Annotated in this window: 11 protein-coding genes; 7 read left to right on the top strand and 4 right to left on the bottom strand. The window is 44.9% G+C overall.

Annotated elements, in window-relative coordinates; genetic code table 11:
* Window positions 1–36 precede the first annotated feature (36 nt).
* From EE116_RS03095 to EE116_RS03080, 4 genes are read right to left on the bottom strand one after another with little or no spacing between them, the layout of a single operon-like run.
* Window positions 37–1,335 (bottom strand): TolC family protein, encoded by a 1,299-nt coding sequence (locus EE116_RS03095; RefSeq protein ID WP_122873179.1) that lies wholly within the window; start codon window positions 1,333–1,335, stop codon window positions 37–39.
* Window positions 1,325–2,608 (bottom strand): HlyD family type I secretion periplasmic adaptor subunit, encoded by a 1,284-nt coding sequence (locus tag EE116_RS03090; RefSeq protein ID WP_122873178.1) that lies wholly within the window; start codon window positions 2,606–2,608, stop codon window positions 1,325–1,327. Before EE116_RS03090 ends, EE116_RS03095 begins: the two co-directional genes overlap by 11 nt.
* 1 nt (window position 2,609) lies before the next feature.
* A complete protein-coding gene (locus EE116_RS03085) occupies window positions 2,610–4,343 on the bottom strand; it encodes a type I secretion system permease/ATPase (RefSeq protein ID WP_004321446.1) in 1,734 nt (577 codons plus the stop codon).
* Window positions 4,330–5,442, bottom strand: a complete 1,113-nt coding sequence (locus tag EE116_RS03080) for a SapC family protein (protein WP_122873177.1) — start codon at window positions 5,440–5,442, stop codon at window positions 4,330–4,332. Before EE116_RS03080 ends, EE116_RS03085 begins: the two co-directional genes overlap by 14 nt.
* Before the next feature lie 255 nt (window positions 5,443–5,697).
* On the opposite strand from EE116_RS03080, the gene EE116_RS03075 reads away from it, so the two are divergent.
* The 7 genes from EE116_RS03075 (at window position 5,698) to EE116_RS03040 (ending at window position 19,821) form a co-directional block, all read left to right on the top strand.
* Entirely contained in the window at window positions 5,698–8,403 is a 2,706-nt protein-coding gene (locus EE116_RS03075; RefSeq protein WP_122873176.1) for a DUF4214 domain-containing protein, read from the top strand.
* A 168-nt stretch (window positions 8,404–8,571) separates the two neighbouring features.
* On the top strand, window positions 8,572–11,205 hold the full coding sequence (locus tag EE116_RS03070; RefSeq protein WP_122873175.1) for a DUF4214 domain-containing protein: 2,634 nt from the start codon (window positions 8,572–8,574) through the stop codon (window positions 11,203–11,205).
* Between the two features lie 259 nt (window positions 11,206–11,464).
* On the top strand, window positions 11,465–12,946 hold the full coding sequence (locus tag EE116_RS03065) for a flagellin B (RefSeq protein WP_122873174.1): 1,482 nt from the start codon (window positions 11,465–11,467) through the stop codon (window positions 12,944–12,946).
* A 272-nt stretch (window positions 12,947–13,218) separates the two neighbouring features.
* On the top strand, window positions 13,219–15,327 hold the full coding sequence (gene topA / locus EE116_RS03060; protein ID WP_122873173.1) for a type I DNA topoisomerase: 2,109 nt from the start codon (window positions 13,219–13,221) through the stop codon (window positions 15,325–15,327).
* Window positions 15,328–15,654: 327 nt separating this feature from the next.
* Window positions 15,655–16,575, top strand: a complete 921-nt coding sequence (locus tag EE116_RS03050) for a biotin synthase (protein ID WP_338120537.1) — start codon at window positions 15,655–15,657, stop codon at window positions 16,573–16,575.
* Between the two features lie 802 nt (window positions 16,576–17,377).
* Window positions 17,378–18,550, top strand: a complete 1,173-nt coding sequence (locus EE116_RS03045; RefSeq protein WP_122873170.1) for a cation:proton antiporter — start codon at window positions 17,378–17,380, stop codon at window positions 18,548–18,550.
* On the top strand, window positions 18,547–19,821 hold the full coding sequence (locus EE116_RS03040; protein WP_122873169.1) for a citrate synthase: 1,275 nt from the start codon (window positions 18,547–18,549) through the stop codon (window positions 19,819–19,821). Before EE116_RS03045 ends, EE116_RS03040 begins: the two co-directional genes overlap by 4 nt.
* Window positions 19,822–20,029: the final 208 nt, after the last annotated feature.

Genomic DNA, 20,029 nt, shown 5'->3' with positions numbered 1-20,029 from the left:
AAATCACTTAAAACGTAAAAATTTAAAAAATAAATTTTACTTAAACGCTCTTTGCAAGTCCCGCATCATATCAACCGATATATTAGAATTAAGCCACTGGATTTCCAAATATGCGAGGACCAAATTATAAGATGCCGTTAGTGCTTCGTTTCTGGTTTTAAAAACTCTAGCGCGAGCATCAAACAAATTTACCGCATCTTTCAAGCCCTCTTCGTAGCCTCTTTCTATTGATTTTACATAAAGCTCCGCATTTTCCAAAGAGCGCTTCATTAACTCGCATTCGTCGATATAATTAAGATAGTTATTTATCGCTCTTTTTTGGCTGATCTCTATCTCTTTTTGAATATCTTTTTGTTGTTCGATGCTAGCTAGTCTTAGTAGTTTACCCTCCTCTACTCTTGAGCTGGTCGCACCGCCCGTATATAAAGGCAGAGTAAATCGCAACATAGTATCCAGCTTTCTTCTTCTGTCGCCCGAATAGTTATTGTCTATGTAATACAAATTTGCATAGCTGATGCTAAAATCAAGCGTAGGGAGATGCTCGCTTTTTCTCTTTTTGTATTCTTGTTCTGAGATTTCGACGGCCAAAACGCTGTCTTGAAATTTAAAATTTCTTGCTACGTCGCTAAAATTCGACAAATTTACTTTTTTGAAAAATTCGGTATCGATGTTTGAAAAGCTATCCTTCACCTCGATCTCTTGCCCGACTAGCTTTACTAGCTCTAGCTTTGCTACTTCGATATTTAGCTTAGCTTTGTTTACGCCCAGCAACGCCTCGTCTAATCTAACCTTAGATTCAAGCATATCCATTTTATTTACCAGCCCGAATTCCAAAGACTTCTGCATTTGGTTGTATTTGGCTCGGTTGGCTTCCTCGTAGCTCTGAGCAAGAGCTAGCGTCTCTGATGCGAAAGTATAGTTAAAATATGCCTCCACGACCCTTTTTGCCAGTTCTTGTTTGGTATTTTCATACATCAGCTCGTTGCCGCGCACCCTGATCTCTTCTTGATTTCTTTGATACCAGATTGCCGGCCTAAATACGCTCTGACTAAGGCTAACGCCTACTTTTTTATAGCTTTCATTTATTTTTGATACTCTTCGCCTATCCATTCTGTCGTATTTTTCGCCGACATATGCAGCTTCGGCGTTAATGGTCGGCAAAAACATGGCCGTAGCTTGAGATAGCCTCTCTTGAGAGGCTATACTATTATACATGGTCATTTTAAGTTCATTATTGTTTTCAAGCGCCATTTCGTATGCCTGAGAAAGGCTAACGCTTTGAGCAAAAGCTAAATTTGAAGCCAACAAGGCCGAAAGTAAAATTTTAGTCTTCATTGAACGCCCTTTTAAACATATCTATAAACGGCTTTAAGACATACTCAAGCATCGTCCTATCGCCGGTTTTGATCATTACTTCGACCGGCATTCCGGGAACTATAAAAAAGTCGTTTCTTTTAAACTCTTTCATGCCCTCTTCGGTAAGCTCGGCTTTAATATCGTAAAACGAGTGACCTGCATTATCCTGAATACTATCGGCCGATACGTACGTTACTTTACCTTCCATGACGAAGCTCGGCCTGTGCTGAAATGCGCTAAATCTAATATCGGCAAGCTGCCCCACATGCACCGTATCGATATCTACTACGTTTAGTCTAGCCTCTACGACATAGTCGGTCTCGTCCGGCACTATGCTCATTATTCTCTCGCCCGGCCTTATTACGCCTCCGATAGTATGGAAGGCTAGTTCTACGACGCTACCCTCAACCGGAGATTTTACTATAGTGCGGTCGGATTGATCTTTTAAAGCATTATAGCGTTGTTGAAGATCCACAAGACGAGTTTTAGCGTCTTCAAGCTTTTTTAATACATCCTCTTTAAACGTTCTATCTCTTAATATAATTTGAGCTTGCGTCTCGGTAACTTGGACGTTTAGTCTTGCTATCTCGGCCTTGCCCGCAGCTATTTCACCCTCGACCGCCGTTTTTTCTCTATTTAAGTCGCGTAGCCTGACTTTGTCGGCCAACTGCTCCTTAAATAGCCTTTCCCACTCTTTAATCTCTTCGTTCAAAGACTTTATGCGGTCTTGTTTGGCGCTTACTATCGCATTTGCGCCTTTGATTTGATTTTCAAGCTGTTTTATTCGTTGCTTTAGGATGGATTTTTCTTCATCCAAAAGCTTTTTTTGCGCATTAAATATACTCAACTGCCCGTCTATAGCCTCTTTATAGCCCTCGATTTGCTTTATTTCGTCGCTAAATTTGACTTCCGTCGCATCGTCTTTTTGGGCTTCCAATCTAGAAACTATGACGCTGGTTCTTAAAAATTCTGCTCTAACTACGCTCATCTCGCTTTGCAAAGCAACGTTTTTTATCTCGACTAACGGAGCGCCCTCTTTGACCATATCTCCGTCTTTAACGAAAATTTTATCTACGACGCCACCCTCAAGGTGTTGGATGATTTTTTTGTTACTAACTACGCCTATTTTACCGACGGCTACGGCAGCGCTATTAAGAGGCGCCATGCCGAGCCAAATTCCAAAAACTCCGACTAGCAAAAATATAACGAACAACCCAAAATTTACGGTGCCTTTTTCATTTTTAAGTATCATCTTAGCCCTCCGCATCTTCTAGGCTTATGCTACGCCTTTTTTGTTGTTCTGCGACCTGCGGTTGTTGCGCATTTGCCTTGCCGAGCTCAGCCAATACCGCATCTCTGGCGCCAAAATACATCAATCTTCCAGCATTTAAAACGGCGATTTTATCAACTAAATTTAAGATATTTAGCTTGTGCGTTATTAACACTATAGTCGCCTTACCTTTCATCGACGCAAGAGCGGCAAATAGCGCTCTTTCGCCCTCTTCGTCCAAGCTAGCGTTCGGCTCGTCCAGTACGATTATTTTAGGCTCTTTATAAAGCGCTCTGGCAAGAGCGACTCTTTGGCGTTGTCCGCCGCTTAAGCTGGCTCCGCCTATGCCTATTTTGGTTTCATATCCGTCCGGTAAATTTAATATCATATCATGAACGTTGGCTAGCTTCGCAGCCCGTACGATCGCCTCGCTATCCAGTTCGCCGAATCTCGCGATATTTTCCGCGATATTTCCTTCAAAAAGCTCGACGTCTTGTGGCAAATACCCCACAAACTGACCCAAATGGTCGCTGTTGTACTGAGTGATATCGGCTCCGTCCACGCGCACTACGCCGTGAAATACAGGCCACACGCCTAGCATCGCTCTAGCTAGCGAGCTTTTACCAGCAGCGCTCGGACCGATAATCGCGCACATATCTCCGCTTTTAAGCTCGAAATTTATGCCCATCAAAGTAGGCGCTTTGCCATGAGGCGGTACTAGGCTTATGGTTTCTAGGAAAATATCGCCTTTTGGATCTGGAAGCTTAAGCTTTTCATTGTCGGCTGGGAAATCCTCTAAAAACTGCGAAAGTCTAGCATAGCTCTCTTTGGTGTTCTTATAGCTTTTCCAGCTTGAGATCAATATATCAAGCGGAGCTAGCGCGCGACCCATGATAATAGAGCCTGCGATCATCATGCCCGGATTCACTTCCTGCAAGACGACCAGATACGCGCCAAGGCCCAGCATAAGCGACTGGGAAACGACGCGAAATACCTTACTGATATTTGCATACATCCCGGCTTTTACGCTAGACTCGGAGTGAGCTTCTAGAAATTCATTATGCTTTTTGTGCCAAATTTTCTTTAAATTTCCGTTCATACCCATGGCTTGGATGACTTCGGAATTTCTCAAATTTAGATCGACAAAGCGAGTCTCGGCGCCAAAAGCATCATTTGACCTTTTTAGTCCGTCTTTAGTCGCGCCTTCGTTTAAAAGAGCCAGAATAAACAAAACGATCGCAGCCGCGATACTAAAATATCCAAAATACGGGTGGAAGAAAAACAGTATCAATATATAAAAAGGTAGCCACGGCGCGTCAAGAAACGCAAACACGCCGTTGGTGCTGAGATATTGTTTTATGGTATTTAGATCTCTCATCGGCTGAGAAGATACTCTGCCGGGCTGCCTAGCCGAGAGCTTAAAAATCGCGTCATACACTCTCTCGGACAGCCTCAAATCTATCTGGTTTGAAAAAACTACCAAAATTCTCGAACGTAAAATTTCGAAAAACATCATACATAGATATAAGAATATAACTATCAGAGTAAGGAAAAATAACGTATCAAGGCTTCTTGACGTTACGACCCTACCGTAAAGTTGTAACATATATAGAGGAGAAGTTAGCATCAAAACGTTTATGAACATGCTGAAAATTCCAGCATATATCATAGCGTGTTTGGATTTTTTAATACTCTCCTTTAGTTCATTTACTTTCATTTTCTTTTTTACTTTCGTTTTCTAAAATTCTACCCGCCAAATTTTCCAAATTCGTTAAGCTTCTAATGTGCGCATCTATAAGGCTTACATAACCTTTTCTAACAAAATCAGCCAAAGTAGCGTCGTCAAGCTCGTTTAGTTTTTTTCTGCTCACGACAGAAAAGCCTTTGATTAGGGTGATTTTTTTATCGTTATCAGAGACGGTTAGCTCTTTGTTTATCAAAATTCCAGCCTTTTTGATCTCTTCTAACGCTTTTTGCGTAGCCTCTAGCTGAGCATTGTAGTTTTGCATAGCGTTTATGGTGTTTTGCAAAAATTCGCTCGGCTCTTCATTTTTCTTGAATAGTTTTTCGCCTTTACCTTTTAGCTGAGGCGCATCCTCGTCTATACAAAGGATATTTTTATCTTCGACTTTAGCAAGAGTAAAAGGATAGTTTTGTAAGATCGCAGGCACGTAGCCTTTGTAGTTTTTATCTATTATTAGATTTTCATTTCTACCTAGTAGTACTAGCAGTTTAGGCACTACGTCGTTCGTGAAAACTATAGGCAAATCTTTCTCGCAGAAAAACGCCTCACTCGCCACTATCTCCGCAAACGGGAAATTTGGCAACGCATCTTGGTGATAAGACACTCCGTTATGTACTTCTGAATTTAAAGCAACTATTTTCATTTCAGTCCTTTTTTTAAAATTTTGAATCTCTATTTTTTTTGCTAAACTTAAGTTTTTGTCGATGCTTCTGAAGGTATATCCGCCGTTTTGCTGCAAAAATGCCAAAACATCTTCAAATTCGTTTATAAAAACGTCTCGGATTTCGTATCTTTTGATGTCGCTTTCTTGGATATAACCCCGCGCTTTATTCCTATTTCTTATAAAGGCACTATTTAGCTCTTGCATGATCTTGGGTATATTTAAGGACTTTAAAAATAGCGATATGGAATTAGACTCCAGAATGTAGCCTAAAATTTCCATATCGTATTTTTGCGTTAGGGAACTTAAAATTTCAACATAAAGGTCTTTTTCGCTTTGATCGGCAAAAAAGTTGCCCTTTTGTTTTATCAAAACCATTTCTGATTTTATTTCTCTAACCGCTCTACCCAAAATTTACCTTAACCAGTAACTAAAACATCAAGAATGTGATTGTAATCCTTTTATGCTTAAATAAATATTAAAAAGTGCCAGAGTAATTAATTTTATTTTTTAAGCTACAAATTCTATGGAATAGTTATTGCTTATAATTCCGCGGTAAACACTCGTTGTATTTTATGATTTTTTAGCCTAGATATCGTAATATACGATGTTTGTTGTTTACTATCATTAGTACGTAGTACTAAAATTCACTTCTAAGGAGCCAATATGGCAGTAACGCAAGCACAAGTCGCCCAGCTTTATGTGGCATTGTTTAACAGAGCGCCGGAGGGAGCCGGATTAAACGCGTGGGTAAGCGCCGGAGCCGCTAAAACCCAAGCGCAAATAGCCGACGATATGCTCAAAGCGCCGGCCGTACAGTCGTACTTTAACGGCAGTATAGATACCGATAAAGGCTATATCGAAAATATCTATAAAAACATCCTCGGCAAGGACTACTCGCAAGATCCGGCAGGCATAGATGCGTGGGTAAGGCATCTACAAGCCGGCCATACCAGAGGCGAGACGCTAACGAAGCTTTTCGAGGTAGCGGCATCGGCGGAGGCTAAGGCGGCCGATCCTAGGGCTGCTAAAATTTTCGAAAACAAATCCGCAGTCGCAGCCTATATGGCGGAAAAAATAGGCGATATCGGCAAAGACGGCAGCGGGAATTTCGACTACGCGCCGTTTCAGGAGATTATCAGGACGACGAACGAGTCAAATTTAGAAGCGCAAAAAGCCAAAATAGACGAGCTAGCCAGCAAAGGCGTCGAAAAGAGCCTAACCGACGGTCTAGACAACATAACGGGCACCGCGGGCAACGACGTATTTAACGGCGTTTACTACGCAGGCAACGGCACGCAAAAGTCTACTTTGTCGCCTCTTGACAAGATCGACGGAGGCGCAGGCAAAGATACGTTAAATTTGACCGTGTTTAAAAACGACGCTCCGCAAAATTTGACTACGACCGAGCTTCAAAATATCTTTAAAGGCGTAAGCAACGTCGAAAATCTAAATTTGATCTCGGAGACCCAGTTTGACGCCGGCGGAGTCAAATTTAACTTCGGGCTGGAAAATTTAAACATCTCTACCATAGGCGACGTGAGCATATCCGAGACCGACGCGACGAACAAAGTCTCCGTAAATACGACCGGCAAAGTTTCGCTAAACGCTAAAAATGCGCAGAATATCGATATCTCGGCAAAATCGGACGTGACCTTGATCGCGCAGGACGCTAAAACCGTAAACGTAAACAGCGAAGGCAAGGCAAATATCGCCGCGACCGCCGCGCAGACGTTAAATTTAAAAGCCAACGGCGAAACCGAAGTCGCAACAAGCGCAAAGACCGTAAATATCGATCTAAAAAGCAAAACCAACGCTCTTAAAAACTTCACGACCCAGGCCGCCGATTTGACTCTTGCAAATTTAAAGATAAACGACACGTCGGGAAATAACGTACTTATCGCATACGGCGCCAAAAAGATCAGCGTGACGGACGTCGATTTTGGCGCAAACTCCATCCGAACCGACGAACGGGACGTGGATTTTACGATGTCTTACGCGGACGAAGGCATAGCTAAACTATCCTCAAGCGCGGCCGACAAGGTAAAAACGCTAAATTTACACGCTAAAGCAGGCAAAAAAGGCCAGCTAGATCTAGGCAACATCGCGTCGTTAACCAAGGTCGCGGTAGACGGCGGCATGAGGGAATTTGCCATGGACTTGTCGGCTCAAGCAAATCTTACGAATTTCGACTCTAGCGCTTACGAGGGTAATTTCTCAAACCTAAAACTCAAAAACGTCCAAAACGCCACTGCAAAACTAGGCGGCGGGGATGATTTCGTAGAGATAGATAGCGCGGCAAATGTCCATAGTATCGACGGCGGCGCGGGCGAAGACACCATGGTCGTAACCTCTGCCGTAGCTACCGCGACGACAAATAAGCTTTCTCTTTTAAATTTTGAAAATTTAAAGATAACCGACGCCTTAAGTGGGGCCGTAGATATGACTAAATGGGCAAATTTGGGCTCCGTAACGCTAGCCGGCGGAGCGGGAGCTGGAGCAAAGATAGATAATCTAGCGAACAACTCTACGATAGTTGTCGAAAACGCCGCGATCGCAAACGATATAGCCGTAAATATCAAAGACGCGGCGAGCGGCGCAGACGATACGCTAATCTTAAAGATAAATCCTAAAGCAAATACGGCAGGACTGGACAACACCGGAAATTTCGTCATAGACGGCATAGAAAACGTCCGCATAGTCTCAAGCGCCGATACGGCAAAAACCGCCGCAGCCAAAAACGTAATAAACCTAAACGCTAGCGACGCGACTAAAAGCGCGCTATCGGGCGTCTACGTGAGCGGCGACGGCAATACCGAACTAAAACTAGGCGCAAATATCGTAAAAATAAAAGGCGTTGACGCAAGCTCGCTAACAGGCAAATTTACGTTTGACGCGGGAAATCACGTCGAAAGAGGCGGCGTCGTAAAAGGCGGTAGCGGAGACGATACGCTAAGCTTCGGCTCGGTAGCGGGTCTTAAAATAACCGGCGGAGCGGGAAACGACGTCTTTAAGGTCGGCAAGCTAGGAGCGGAGGCGAATTCGCCTTTTGGCACGGACAAGCTAAGCTCTATCACCGACTTTAGCAAGGGTGACAAACTATACACGGGAGGCGCCGCCGCGGAGTCAAATTCTATCGCCAAGTACGACTCAGACGCATCGCTAGATTTTGCCAACAACTTACGCGAAGCCGAAAAGGCGGCCGCTCAGCATGCGTCAAAGAGTGCGTATTTCACCTATCAGTCAAACACCTACATCGTTACGTCCGACGGCGTGCAAGGCGTAGGGCAGGACGACTACGTGACCAAGCTAGCCGGCACGGTAGATCTAAGCGGCGCGAGAGTAGATAGCGATCACAATATCGTCTTATAGTTTCGCCTAAATTCATTTTTATCCTTCATTAGCGGCAGGCCGACGCAGTGCGGTTCTGCCGCCTAAATTTTCATTTTTTTTATCTACGATTTATCGACAATCAGGAATTTAATGCTATAATCGCCATGGAATTAAACAAAATCCCAATTTACCCAAAGGAGGCCTTTTATGGCAGTAACAAAAGCACAAGTAGCCCAACTTTATGTGGCATTATTTAACAGAGCACCCGAAGGCGCTGGTTTAAACGCATGGGTTTCGGCAGGCGTTTTTAGAGATCAGGCTCAAACGGCAGACGCTATGCTAAAAAGCCCAGCTATCGCAGCGTATTTTAACGGTAGAATAGATACAAACAGAGGATATGTAGAAAATATCTATAAAAATATCCTAGGCAAAGATTATTCTCAGGATCCAGACGGCATAAACGCTTGGGTGCGCCACCTAGAGCTAGGACACTCAAGAGGCGAGACTCTAGTTACTCTTTTCCAAGTAGCAAGATCGCCTGAGGCTATCGCGGCAGACCCTACGGCAGCGGCGGTATTCGCAAACAAAACCGCTATCGCGGCATATATGGCTGAAAAGATAACCGACATAGAAAGCGACGGATCGGGCAACTTTAACTATGCTCCGTTCCAGCAGATTATCGAAACCACAAACAGCACCAACCTAGAGGAGCAAAAAGCTAAAATAGACCAGCTAGCAGACGCTGCAAAACCGGGAAGCAAAATTTTCACCACCGGAGTCGATACGCTTAAGGGTACCGAAGGCGACGATACTTTTAGCGCTGTTTACTATTCTGGCGACGGCGATAAGACCTCTACTTTGTCCTCACTAGACACCCTAGACGGCTTAGGCGGTAAAGACACTCTAAAAGTAACCGTACTAAAAAACGGCTCAAATTCGGAGCTTGATCTAGACAATATCGATAATGCCATGAGAGGCGTAACCAACATAGAAAATTTAGAGATAAGATCAGAGGTAACAATAAAGGCTCCAGTAGCACCGGTCTTGATGAGTAAACTAAACAAAGGTCTTGATAATCTAAGCATTACATCCCCTGGGGACATAAAGCTAGAAACCGATACCAAAGAAAAAGTAACGATAGATACGAATAAAATCGCCACTCTAACGGCGGATAAAGCAAAAGAGATATCCGTAAAAGGCGGAGATGATAGCGCTATATCCGCAAAAGAGGCTACAAAAGCTAGCATAAATCTAGGCACAAACACAAAAGTCCTAACCGTAGCAGCCCCAGACGGACTAAGCAAAGTCGAGGATCTAAGCCTAGAAAACCTAAAACTAGCAGCAGCGCTCACCGCGGCTAAACTAGTTAAAATTAACGTAAAAGACGTCGACTTTACCAGCGCCCAAATCACAACCAACGAAGAAAAAGTGGATCTAACCACAAACTACACGGAAAAAGGCACAGCCAAACTACAAGCAGACAATGCCACTCAGCTAACCATCCACGCTAACGGCGAAAAAGAGTCTACTATCGAGTTTGTTTCTCCTCACAACAAGTTAGAAAAAGTAACCTTTGACGGAAGCGCAAAAGATCTAAAAATCAATCTGCAACAAGAAGGCGCTCTAAAAGACGTAAACGCAGCATCCTTTACCGGAAATTTCGCTGAACTAAAGGTCAAAAACATCGCCGGCTCGCAAGTGCTTTTAGGCTCAGGAAACGACGTAGTAGACATAGATGATACAGCTGCCGAGCAAACTATCAACGGCGGAGCAGGAACGGATCTAATATCTATATCTACAACGATTGCAGGCGCTGGAGCAGATAAGGTAACGCTTAAAAATTTCGAAGGCATAAGGATCAACAATACTATTGCAAATGATATAGATATGTCAAAATGGGAAGGCTTTAATAATATCACCCTAGCTCAAGGCGCAAATGCGGGCAAAAGTCTTACAAAAGTCTTAAATAACTCTACTATAACGGTAGAAAAAAATGATTTATCAAACGATCTTGCAGTAGGGATCAAAGACGCAGATACCGGCACTGCCGATAAGTTAAATTTGGTACTAGATCCAAAAGACAGCACAAATGGCAAGGTAAAAGGTCAGTTCAAAGTAGACAATATAGAAAACATCGATATAGTGTCAAAATTGGACGAAAAAAAGATAGCTACAGCTGAAAATACCGTAAATCTAAAAGCTAGCGCCGACAAAGGCACTCTAGCTAACATAGTAGTAAAAGGCGATGCAAACTCAACAATACTAACTCTGGACGCCAATTTCAAAAAGGTAAAAACCGTAGACGCAAGCACGCTAAAAGGAGATTTCAAATTTGACGCTAGCGGTCACCTTGATGAAAAGTCGGTAATCAAAGGCGGAGCGGGCGACGACGAGATAACCTTCGGCAGCAGATCAGGCGTAACCGTAACGGGCGGAGCGGGCGACGATACGTTTACGGTAACAAAGGTGGGCGCTGACCCGGCGGCATTCCCTGCATCAAAAACGGCTACTATTAAAGATTTCTCTAAAGGCGACAAACTCAAAATAGGCGCAAATTTAGGAGGAACCATTGATCAAAATATCACAAGATACGATTCAACAAAATCGCTAGACTTTGCAAACAACCTATCTAGAGCCCTAGACGTCGCAACGGCTGCAAGCAACAAACTTGCTTACTTTACCTACACGGACCCTGATAGCAATGCGACAGACACATATCTAGTAAGAGCAGACGCTACCGCTGGCATAAGCGATGACGACTATGTAGTAAAACTAAACGGCATAGTAGATCTAGCTAATGCTACGCTTGCCGACAATAGCGGCCTACAGATAACCCTCTAATCTCCGCGATAAACCCCGACCTTTCGGGGTTTATCCTTTTTAAACTCTCAAATTTCTCTCTTTCAAATTTTGCCGAACGAATCAAATTTAACGACGGACCAAATTTGCGCCGCTCTAAAATCCCCTAAAAATCGTCCTTCTCAATCAAATTTGAAAAAATCAAAAAAAATTTTACCTCTACCCCTAAAGTTTTTTTGATTTCGTCCGATATAGTTTTTGAACGACAAGAAGTCGTAATTAAACTTTAAAAGGATTTACAATGAGTTTTCGTATTAACACGAACATCAACGCTCTAAACACACACGCAAACGCAGTCGGTAACAACCGCAACCTTTCTCTTTCTTTGGGTAAACTTAGCTCAGGTTTGAGAATCCAAACTGCAGCAGATGACGCTTCTGGTCTTGCTATCGCCGATAGCCTTCGCTCTCAAGCTAGCGCGCTTGGTCAAGCTATCAACAACGGTAACGACGCTATCGGTATCATCCAAGTAGCGGATAAGGCTATGGACGAGCAGCTAAAAATCCTAGACACAATCAAGGTAAAAGCTACTCAATCAGCTCAAGACGGTCAAACAACAGATTCTCGTCAAGCGCTACAAGCCGACATCGTTCGCCTAATGGAAGAGCTAGACAACATTGGAAATACAACGTCTTTCAATGGTCAGCAGCTACTAAACGGAACATTCTCTAACAAAGAATTCCAAATCGGCGCTTACTCAAACCAAACCGTTAAGGCTTCTATCGGTGCTACTACGTCAGATAAGATCGGCCTAACGAGATTTGAGAGCTCTAAGCTACTAACTAAAATGGACGTAGTATCTCTTACCTTCCTAAACGTTGACGGAGTAAACAACGTAAAAGTCGCTGCTGCTACCGTTTCAACAGGTCTTGGAAAAGGAATAGGCGCTTTAGCTGAAAACATCAATAAAGTATCTGATAAAACAGGTATCAGAGCTACTTACGATGTAACTCGCATCATGAGCAAGGCCGTAGAAAAAGCCTCTATCCAAAGCTTTGCTATCAACGGCGTAAAGATCGGTGATTTGGATGTACAAGCAAACGATGCCAATGGTGCCCTAGTAAACGCTATCAACAGAGTAAAAGACCAAACCGGCGTTGAAGCTTCTATAAATACAGAAGGCAAGATGGTTCTTACTAGCCGCGACGGTCGCGCTATGAGCTTTGCAGGCAAAGATATCGATAAAGTTATCGGCGCAAAAGACAAATCAGGCTTTATAGGTAGACTAAACCTAGTAAGACTAGACGGTAGAGATATCAAAATGAAAGGCGGCGGAGGCACTAAGCTCTCAGTAGCGTTCTCATCTGACGGTGGCGCACAGCAATCTGTAGCTATGAGAGATATTCGCGGACAGATAGATAAAAAACTAGCAACTGCTATGGGCTTCCAAAGAATGAAAGCCGATATAAGCTCTAACCAATCAGCAGGTGTTATGACTCTACGCGGCGCAATGGCTGTTATGGATATCGCTGAGTCTGCTCAAAAAACTCTTGATCAGATCCGCTCAGACCTAGGTTCTGTTCAAAATCAGCTTGTTGCAACTGTAAACAACATCACAGTTACTCAAGTAAACGTAAAATCAGCTGAATCTCAAATCAGAGACGTTGATTTCGCTGCTGAGTCAGCAAATTTCTCTAAGTTTAACATCCTTGCTCAGTCAGGAAGTTATGCTATGAGCCAAGCTAACTCTGTTCAGCAAAACGTTTTAAGACTACTTCAGTAGTTAACACTTTAAGGCCGCTTCGGCGGTCTTAAATTTCAAAAACCCAAACACCAATAGTTAAGACATCTCCAAAAATAATAGTTATTATAGACGCTAAATTCGGCGTCTATATCTTTAGAAGTGAATTTTAAAGTCGAGTTTTACCCGCTCGACTTTTTGCTTCAAATTTTATCCCATTTTTCCAAGTCAAATTTAAATTCAAACGGTAAATTAATGCCATTAGTTTAAATTTTTTGCTACAATTACCGCAAAAAATTAAAAAGGCTATATTAATGAAAAGCTTAATCATTGTGGAGTCCCCCGCGAAAGCCAAAACGATAAAAAATTTCCTCGGAAGCGACTACGATGTCATCGCATCAAAAGGCCATATCAGAGATCTACCAAAAACCGCATTTGGTATCAAGATCGAGGGCGAAAAATTTACGCCCGAGTACAAAATAAGCGCCGATCACTCCGCGATCGTAAAAGAGATCAAAGAACTAGCCAAAAACGCCGACCAAATCTACCTCGCAACCGATGAGGACCGCGAAGGAGAGGCCATCGCCTACCACATCGCCGCAGCCATCGGCAAAAAGCCGGAGAGCCTGCCTCGCATCGTGTTTCACGAGATCACCAAAAGCGCCATCGAGGCCGCTCTAAAAAACCCTCGCACGATAAATATGGATAGCGTAAACGCGCAGCAAGCACGCCGCCTGCTGGACCGAATCGTGGGCTACAAGCTCTCGCCGCTGCTAAATTTAAAAATCCAAAAAGGTCTAAGCGCGGGACGCGTACAAAGCGCCGCTTTAAAAATCATCGTAGACCGCGAGCGCGAGATTCGCGACTTTAAACCGATCGAATACCACAGCATCGACGCGGTTTTCAAAAAAGACCTTGACGCCGAGCTGGTTAAATTTGAAGCGCAAAAGATAGAAAAGCTAACGATAACAAACGGCGATAGAGCCAAATTTATAGTAGAAAATCTAAAAAGCGATAAATTTATCGTCCGCGAGATCGAAGCCAAAGAGCGCAAAACCGAGCCTGCGCCGCCGTTTATGACCTCGACGCTACAACAAAGCGCGAGCAACCGATTAGGCTTTAGCCCGAAAAAAACGATGATGATCGCGCAAAATTTATACGAGGGCGTGCAGACGCATCAGGGCTTTATGGGCGCGATAACGTATATGAGAACAGACAGCCTAAATCTCGCCAGAGAAGCCGTCGCGGCCGCGCGCGAGACGATAGAAAAAGAGTACGGCGAGCGCTACCTGCCCGCTAAGGCTAAAATTTACGCAACCAAAAGCAAAGGCGCGCAAGAAGCCCACGAGGCGATCCGCCCGACGAATCTTAGCTTCACGCCCGCTATCGCCGCACAATATCTCGAAAAAGACGCACTGCGCCTCTACACACTCATCTACAACCGCTTTTTAGCCTGCCAGATGAGCGCTAGCATTAGCCAGACGCAAAACGTATTCGTCGCCGGCGTAAAGGGCGAGTTTAAAATAAGCGGCCGCAAGGTGCTATTTGACGGATTTTACCGCGTTTACGGCGACATGGATAAGGATAAAATTTTGCCCGACTTAAAAATCGGCGACGAGATGAGCCTGCAAAGCATAAAAAGCTCTCAGCACTTCACCGAACCGCCGTCTCGATACTCGGAGGCCGGACTCGTTAAAAAGCTAGAAAGCCTAGGTATCGGACGCCCTAGTACCTACGCGCCGACCATCTCGCTGCTAACCTCTCGCGACTACGTCAAAGTCGAGAAAAAGCAGCTCGTGCCAAACGAGATCGCCTTTACGATGATGGGCGTTTTGGAGGAGCATTTTAGCGATATCGTCGATAGCGAATTTACGTCAAATATGGAAGAAAAGCTCGACCACGTCGCCGAAGACAAGGCCGACTGGCAAAAGCTTTTGAGCGATTTTTATCATCCGTTTATGGATAAAATTTCGGCCGGCAAAACGGGCATAAAAAGCCAAAAAGTAGCCACCCCTATCGGCGAAAAGTGCCCCGAGTGCGGCGGCGAACTGCTACTGCGAAAGGGACGCTACGGCGAGTTTATCGCGTGCGGAAATTTCCCTAAGTGCAAATACTCGCGCAATATCGCCAAGGCAGAACAAGGCGCGCAAGAAGGCGAAGCTGCGGCAAAGCCGAAAAAAGAGCTCAAAAAGATCGACGTACCGTGTCCAAAATGCGGCGGCGACGTCGTCGAGCGCATCAGCCGCAGGGGTAAATTTTACGGCTGCGCAAACTATCCAAAATGCGACTTCGTCTCAAACTATGAGCCGGTCGCCGAAAAATGCGACGAATGCGGCGGCGATATGATCAAAAAAGAGCTCAAAAAAGGGACGTTTCACGAGTGTACAAAGTGTAAGAAAAAGGTGCAAATCGCGGAGCAATAACGGCGGCTCGTCTTTTTATCCTATACTTCGTTGAAATTTAATTTTCAAGCTCGGCAGACTACATGTCTAGCCTACGCTTAAAAATTAAATTTCGCCTCGTCTAGAATAAAAATACGTCGCCTTACAAATTTAAAACACGCTATTGTGCCGCACACTTGGAAACAAAATTTGATTCCAAATTTAACTAAGCCAAATTTAGCATTTTCGCGGTGCGGGTCTCGGTGAGTAAAATTTGCAAATTTGACTTCAAATTTGAAATAAAAATAGTCAAGGCGAAGTATTTTTGTCATAGACGAGGCGGATGAGCAAGGGTAAAGGAGCGTATATATAATACGTGACTGCAGCTCGCAGCGAAATCCAACGAAGTATATAGCAAAAAGCCAAGCCGCTAAAAAAAGGAATAATCTAATGAAAACCATCATGTTATGCGCCATCTGCTCGGTGAGCTCCGGCAACTGCTCTGAGGACTGCGGCTACTGTACGCAAAGCGCAGGTATAAACTCCGATATCGAAAAATACAAAATGAAAACCGCCGATCAAGTAGTCGCCGAGGCCAAGATCGCGGCAGCGAACCACGCACTGGGCTTTTGCCTAGTCACCAGCGGCGCAAGGCTCACGGACAAAAAGACCGAGGAGATCGCCCGCCTCTCGCGCGCCGTAAATAAAGAAGTCCCAAACCTCATGCTGATCGCTTGCAACGGCATGGCGACGCTGCCGCAGCTAAAAGAACTAAAAAGCGCGGGCGTGTTTAGCTACAACCACAACCTAGAAACCTCGCGCGAGTTTTTCCCGCAAATTTGCTCGACGCATAGCTGGGACGAGCGCTGGCAGACCAACATCGATGCTAAAGAAGCCGGACTGATGCTCTGCACTGGCGGCATTTACGGGCTTGGCGAGAGCGAGGCCGACCGCGCTAGCTTTCAAGCTAGCCTAAAAGAGCTTGATCCGTTTTCTAGCCCGATAAATTTCTTTATCCCAAACGATGCGCTACGCGTCAAACGGCCGCCTATGATAGCGGATGAGGCGCTAAAAATCATCGACGACACCGTCCGCGCGCTACCTAACGCTCGCGTGATGATAGCAGGCGGTCGCGAGAAAATTTTAGGCGAACGCCAATACGAAATCTTTGATCACGGCGTCTCCGCCGTCGTCATCGGCGACTACCTCACGACTAAGGGCGAGGTCGCTAGCCGCGATATCGCCGAGTTTAAAGCGCGCGGATTTAACTTCGCAACGCTTTGCCACTGATTTAAATTTGCCTTTAAAGGACGGCAAATTTGCGGGCTCGATTTTGGCGGAGTAACCGCCAAATTTAGCCTGCTCTTAAAATGTGTTTTAGAGTTTAGACACTGCATTTCGCTAAAATTCTAAATTTGACGCACCGAGACCCGCACCTTTAAGATGCTAAATTTGGGTTGGCTAAATTTAGCGTTGCGAGTTTGGCTTCCTTTAGTAAAAAACAACCGTTTGAGGTTGTTTTTTACTTTGTTGTAAAGGGGGTGGGGCTTAAATTTTGCTTCGCCATGCTCGCAACTGCAAGCAGACGCGAAGTCGCTCCCCTCCCCCTACGACGCTTTTAATGTGGCGACACTGCTTTGCTGACGCAAAGCGTCGCAAATATGATTCAAATTTGACGTTTTCAAGGTGCGGGTCTCGGCGACTCAAATTTGCAAATTTGAAATTTGATTATAAGAAATCGGGGCGAAGTATCGCGAGATGATTTTTCGAGTTTTGAAGCAAAATTGAGCGTGCGCTAGGCGTGTAGCCTGCGGAGCGAAAATTTTGCGAAATCTCGGAAAAGCGCTCGCGAGACGAGTCGCTTAAAGAAAAATCAAGGCGAAGTATTTTTCTACTTCGCTACGCTCGTAGCTTTTCAAGAAGTTCTAGACGAGTCGCTTTTAAATTTGGCGACGGGAGTTACCTGGTCGGTAATGACCGAGCCAAATTTAAAAGTAACGAAGTATAGGGCAAAAAGACGAGCCCAAGCGGGTCAAATTTATCAAAGAATAAAAAACCTTAGGCTATAATCCCCCATTTACAAAGGACTTTCTTGCAGGCAAACGGACTAAGTATCCTCATCGCGCTAGCTTTTATCATCTTTACGTCGCCGTATTTTTCTAAAATTTTACGCATCCCTATCGCGCCCGTGGAGATTATTTTGGGTTCGCTGGCGGGATATTTCGGCTTTATCGGGTACAACGAGATGTTTAAAATCGTGAGCGAAGTAGGCTTTTTCTACCTCATGTTTTTAGCGGGCACGGAGGTCGATCTCAAGCTATTTTTCACGATAGATAAAAAGATCCTAAAAACGGGCGTCATCTATCTGGCGATACTTTACCTGCTCGCGGCGCTGCTCACGTTTTCGTTTGATCTAAACCGCCTTTTTATCCTCATCATGCCGCTGATGGCCGTGGGTATGATATTTACGCTATTTAAGGAGTACGGCAAAAACGAGGAGTGGCTAAACATCAGCATGCTCATCGCCTCGATCGGCGAAGTCGTGAGCATCACGCTGCTAACCTTCGTCGGCGCGTATATGAAATTTGGCGCGGGTAGCGAGCTGGCGTTTTCGATCATATATTTGAGCGGATTTTTAGCCGCGGCAGTGATCGGCTATAAGACGCTAAACGTGCTATTTTGGTGGTATCCGCAGCTGCGCGTCATCCTGATGCCCCACTACGACAACTCCGAAAAAGACATCCGCCTGTGTATGGCGCTGTTTTTCGGCATCATCGCGCTTATGCTTTATTTAAATTTAGAGATAGCTTTCGGCGCATTTGTGGCGGGGACCTTTATCGCGACATTTTTCGATCACAAAAAAGACCTGCCGCACAAGCTTGCTAGCTTTGGCTTTGGCTTTTTGGTGCCGACATTTTTCGTGCATATCGGCTCGACGTTTAAGCTTAACGCCTTTATGATAGACGGAGTCGTGCGCGACGCGGTGCTGATAACGGGCGTCATGATAGGCTTTAGACTCGCTGCTAGCACGGTGTTTTTAAACATCCTCGGGCTAAAAAACACCATCCTTTTCGCGCTCTCGCACTCGATGCCGCTAACGCTTCTCATCGCCGTTGCTACCATAGCCTACAAATCAGGCGGCATAAATGAAAATTTTTACTTCTCTTTCATACTAGCGAGCCTAACTCAGGCTATAATAGTAACGATTTGTATCAAAATTCTAATGAGCTACGAAAATAAAAATTTGCAAAAGGAGCCAAAATGAGCGATACGGTTACGTTAACCGACAACAGAAACGGCAAAAGCTACGACTTTCCGATACTTCATGGCACCATGGGGCCCGACGTCATCGACATCTCGACCTTTTTTAGCGATACGGGGATGTTTACGTTTGACCGCGGCTACACTTCGACTGCGATGTGCAAGAGCACGATAACCTACATCGACGGACTAAAAGGCGAGCTGATGTACCGCGGCTACGACATCGCCTATCTCGCCGAGCACAAGACCTTTATCGACGTGGCGTATCTGCTACTAAACAAAGAGCTGCCAAACGAAAAGGAGTACGACGCCTTTAAGCTCGAGCTTAAAAAGCGCAGCTTCATCCACGAGGGCATGATGAAGCTCTTTGACGCATTCCCGGATAAGGCGCACCCGATGGCGATCCTGCAGGCGGCGGTTGCTGCGCTTTCTGCGTTTTACTCCGATCACCTAAATATGGACAAGCCAGAGGAGTATCACGAGATGGCGATGCGGATAATCGCCAAAATACCGACTATCGCGGCGTTTTCTTATAGATTTTCTCGCGGACTGCCGATCATTTATCCAAATTTGGACCGCGGCTTTACGGAAAATTTCCTCTACATGATGAGGAGCTATCCGTACGAGCACGTAAATTTGCGTCCGATCGAAGTTAAGGCGCTAGATACGGTCTTTATGCTGCACGCCGATCACGAGCAAAACGCCTCCACGACGACCGTGCGCACGGTAGGCTCGACGCACGCGCACCCGTATGCGTGTATAGCTGCTGGTATCGGAGCGCTATGGGGCTGGGCTCACGGAGGCGCGAACGAGGGCGTCATCCGCCAGCTAGAGCAGATCGGCTCGGTCGAAAACGTCGATAAATACATCGCCCGCGCCAAAGACAAAAACGATCCGTTTAGGCTGATGGGCTTTGGTCACCGCGTGTATAAAAACTTCGATCCGCGCGCAAAGGTGCTAAAATCTATGTGCGACCAGCTGTTTGACGAGATCGGCATAAACAGCGAGCTTCTAAAAATCGCCAAAAAGGTCGAAGAGATCGCGCTAAACGACGAGTATTTCATCTCGCGCAACCTCTACCCGAACGTCGATTTTTACTCGGGACTGATTTTAAAGGCGCTTAGCATACCAAACGATATGTTTGCGGTTATTTTCGTCATCGGTAGGATCCCGGGCTGGATCAGTCAGTGGATAGAGCTAAAAGAGCAGGAAAGTATCAAGATAGTCCGTCCAAGACAGTTGTATGTAGGCGAGACGAACAGAACGCCGAAATAGCGCGTTGTCTTTTGCGCGCCTTTAAATGAGCTAGAAAATTTTGAGCTGCGACAGACTATTTGTCTAGTCTTGCTCAAAATTTCCGTCGCAACATTTAAATTCATCGCAAAATACATCCGCTTATCGATTTGCGTTCAAATTTGAGCTCAAATTTATAAATTTAACTCCATCAAAATTTACGAAACTCGCGACGCTTTGCGTCAGCAAA

The sequence above is a fragment of the Campylobacter showae genome (genome assembly GCF_900573985.1).
Taxonomy (GTDB): Bacteria; Campylobacterota; Campylobacteria; order Campylobacterales; family Campylobacteraceae; genus Campylobacter_A; species Campylobacter_A showae_E.
Note: the sequence above shows the minus strand (reverse complement) of the source record. Positions and strands in the feature narration are given on the sequence as shown.

Bases quoted from the DNA above. Each gene is read 5' to 3' on its own strand.
- EE116_RS03040 (WP_122873169.1), top strand. From the start codon at position 18,547: ATGAGCGATACGGTTACGTTAACCGACAACAGAAACGGCAAAAGCTAC.
- EE116_RS03075 (WP_122873176.1), top strand. From the start codon at position 5,698: ATGGCAGTAACGCAAGCACAAGTCGCCCAGCTTTATGTGGCATTGTTT.
- topA (WP_122873173.1), top strand. From the start codon at position 13,219: ATGAAAAGCTTAATCATTGTGGAGTCCCCCGCGAAAGCCAAAACGATA.
- EE116_RS03095 (WP_122873179.1), bottom strand. From the start codon at position 1,335: ATGAAGACTAAAATTTTACTTTCGGCCTTGTTGGCTTCAAATTTAGCT.
- EE116_RS03090 (WP_122873178.1), bottom strand. From the start codon at position 2,608: ATGATACTTAAAAATGAAAAAGGCACCGTAAATTTTGGGTTGTTCGTT.
- EE116_RS03085 (WP_004321446.1), bottom strand. From the start codon at position 4,343: ATGAAAGTAAATGAACTAAAGGAGAGTATTAAAAAATCCAAACACGCT.
- EE116_RS03070 (WP_122873175.1), top strand. From the start codon at position 8,572: ATGGCAGTAACAAAAGCACAAGTAGCCCAACTTTATGTGGCATTATTT.
- EE116_RS03065 (WP_122873174.1), top strand. From the start codon at position 11,465: ATGAGTTTTCGTATTAACACGAACATCAACGCTCTAAACACACACGCA.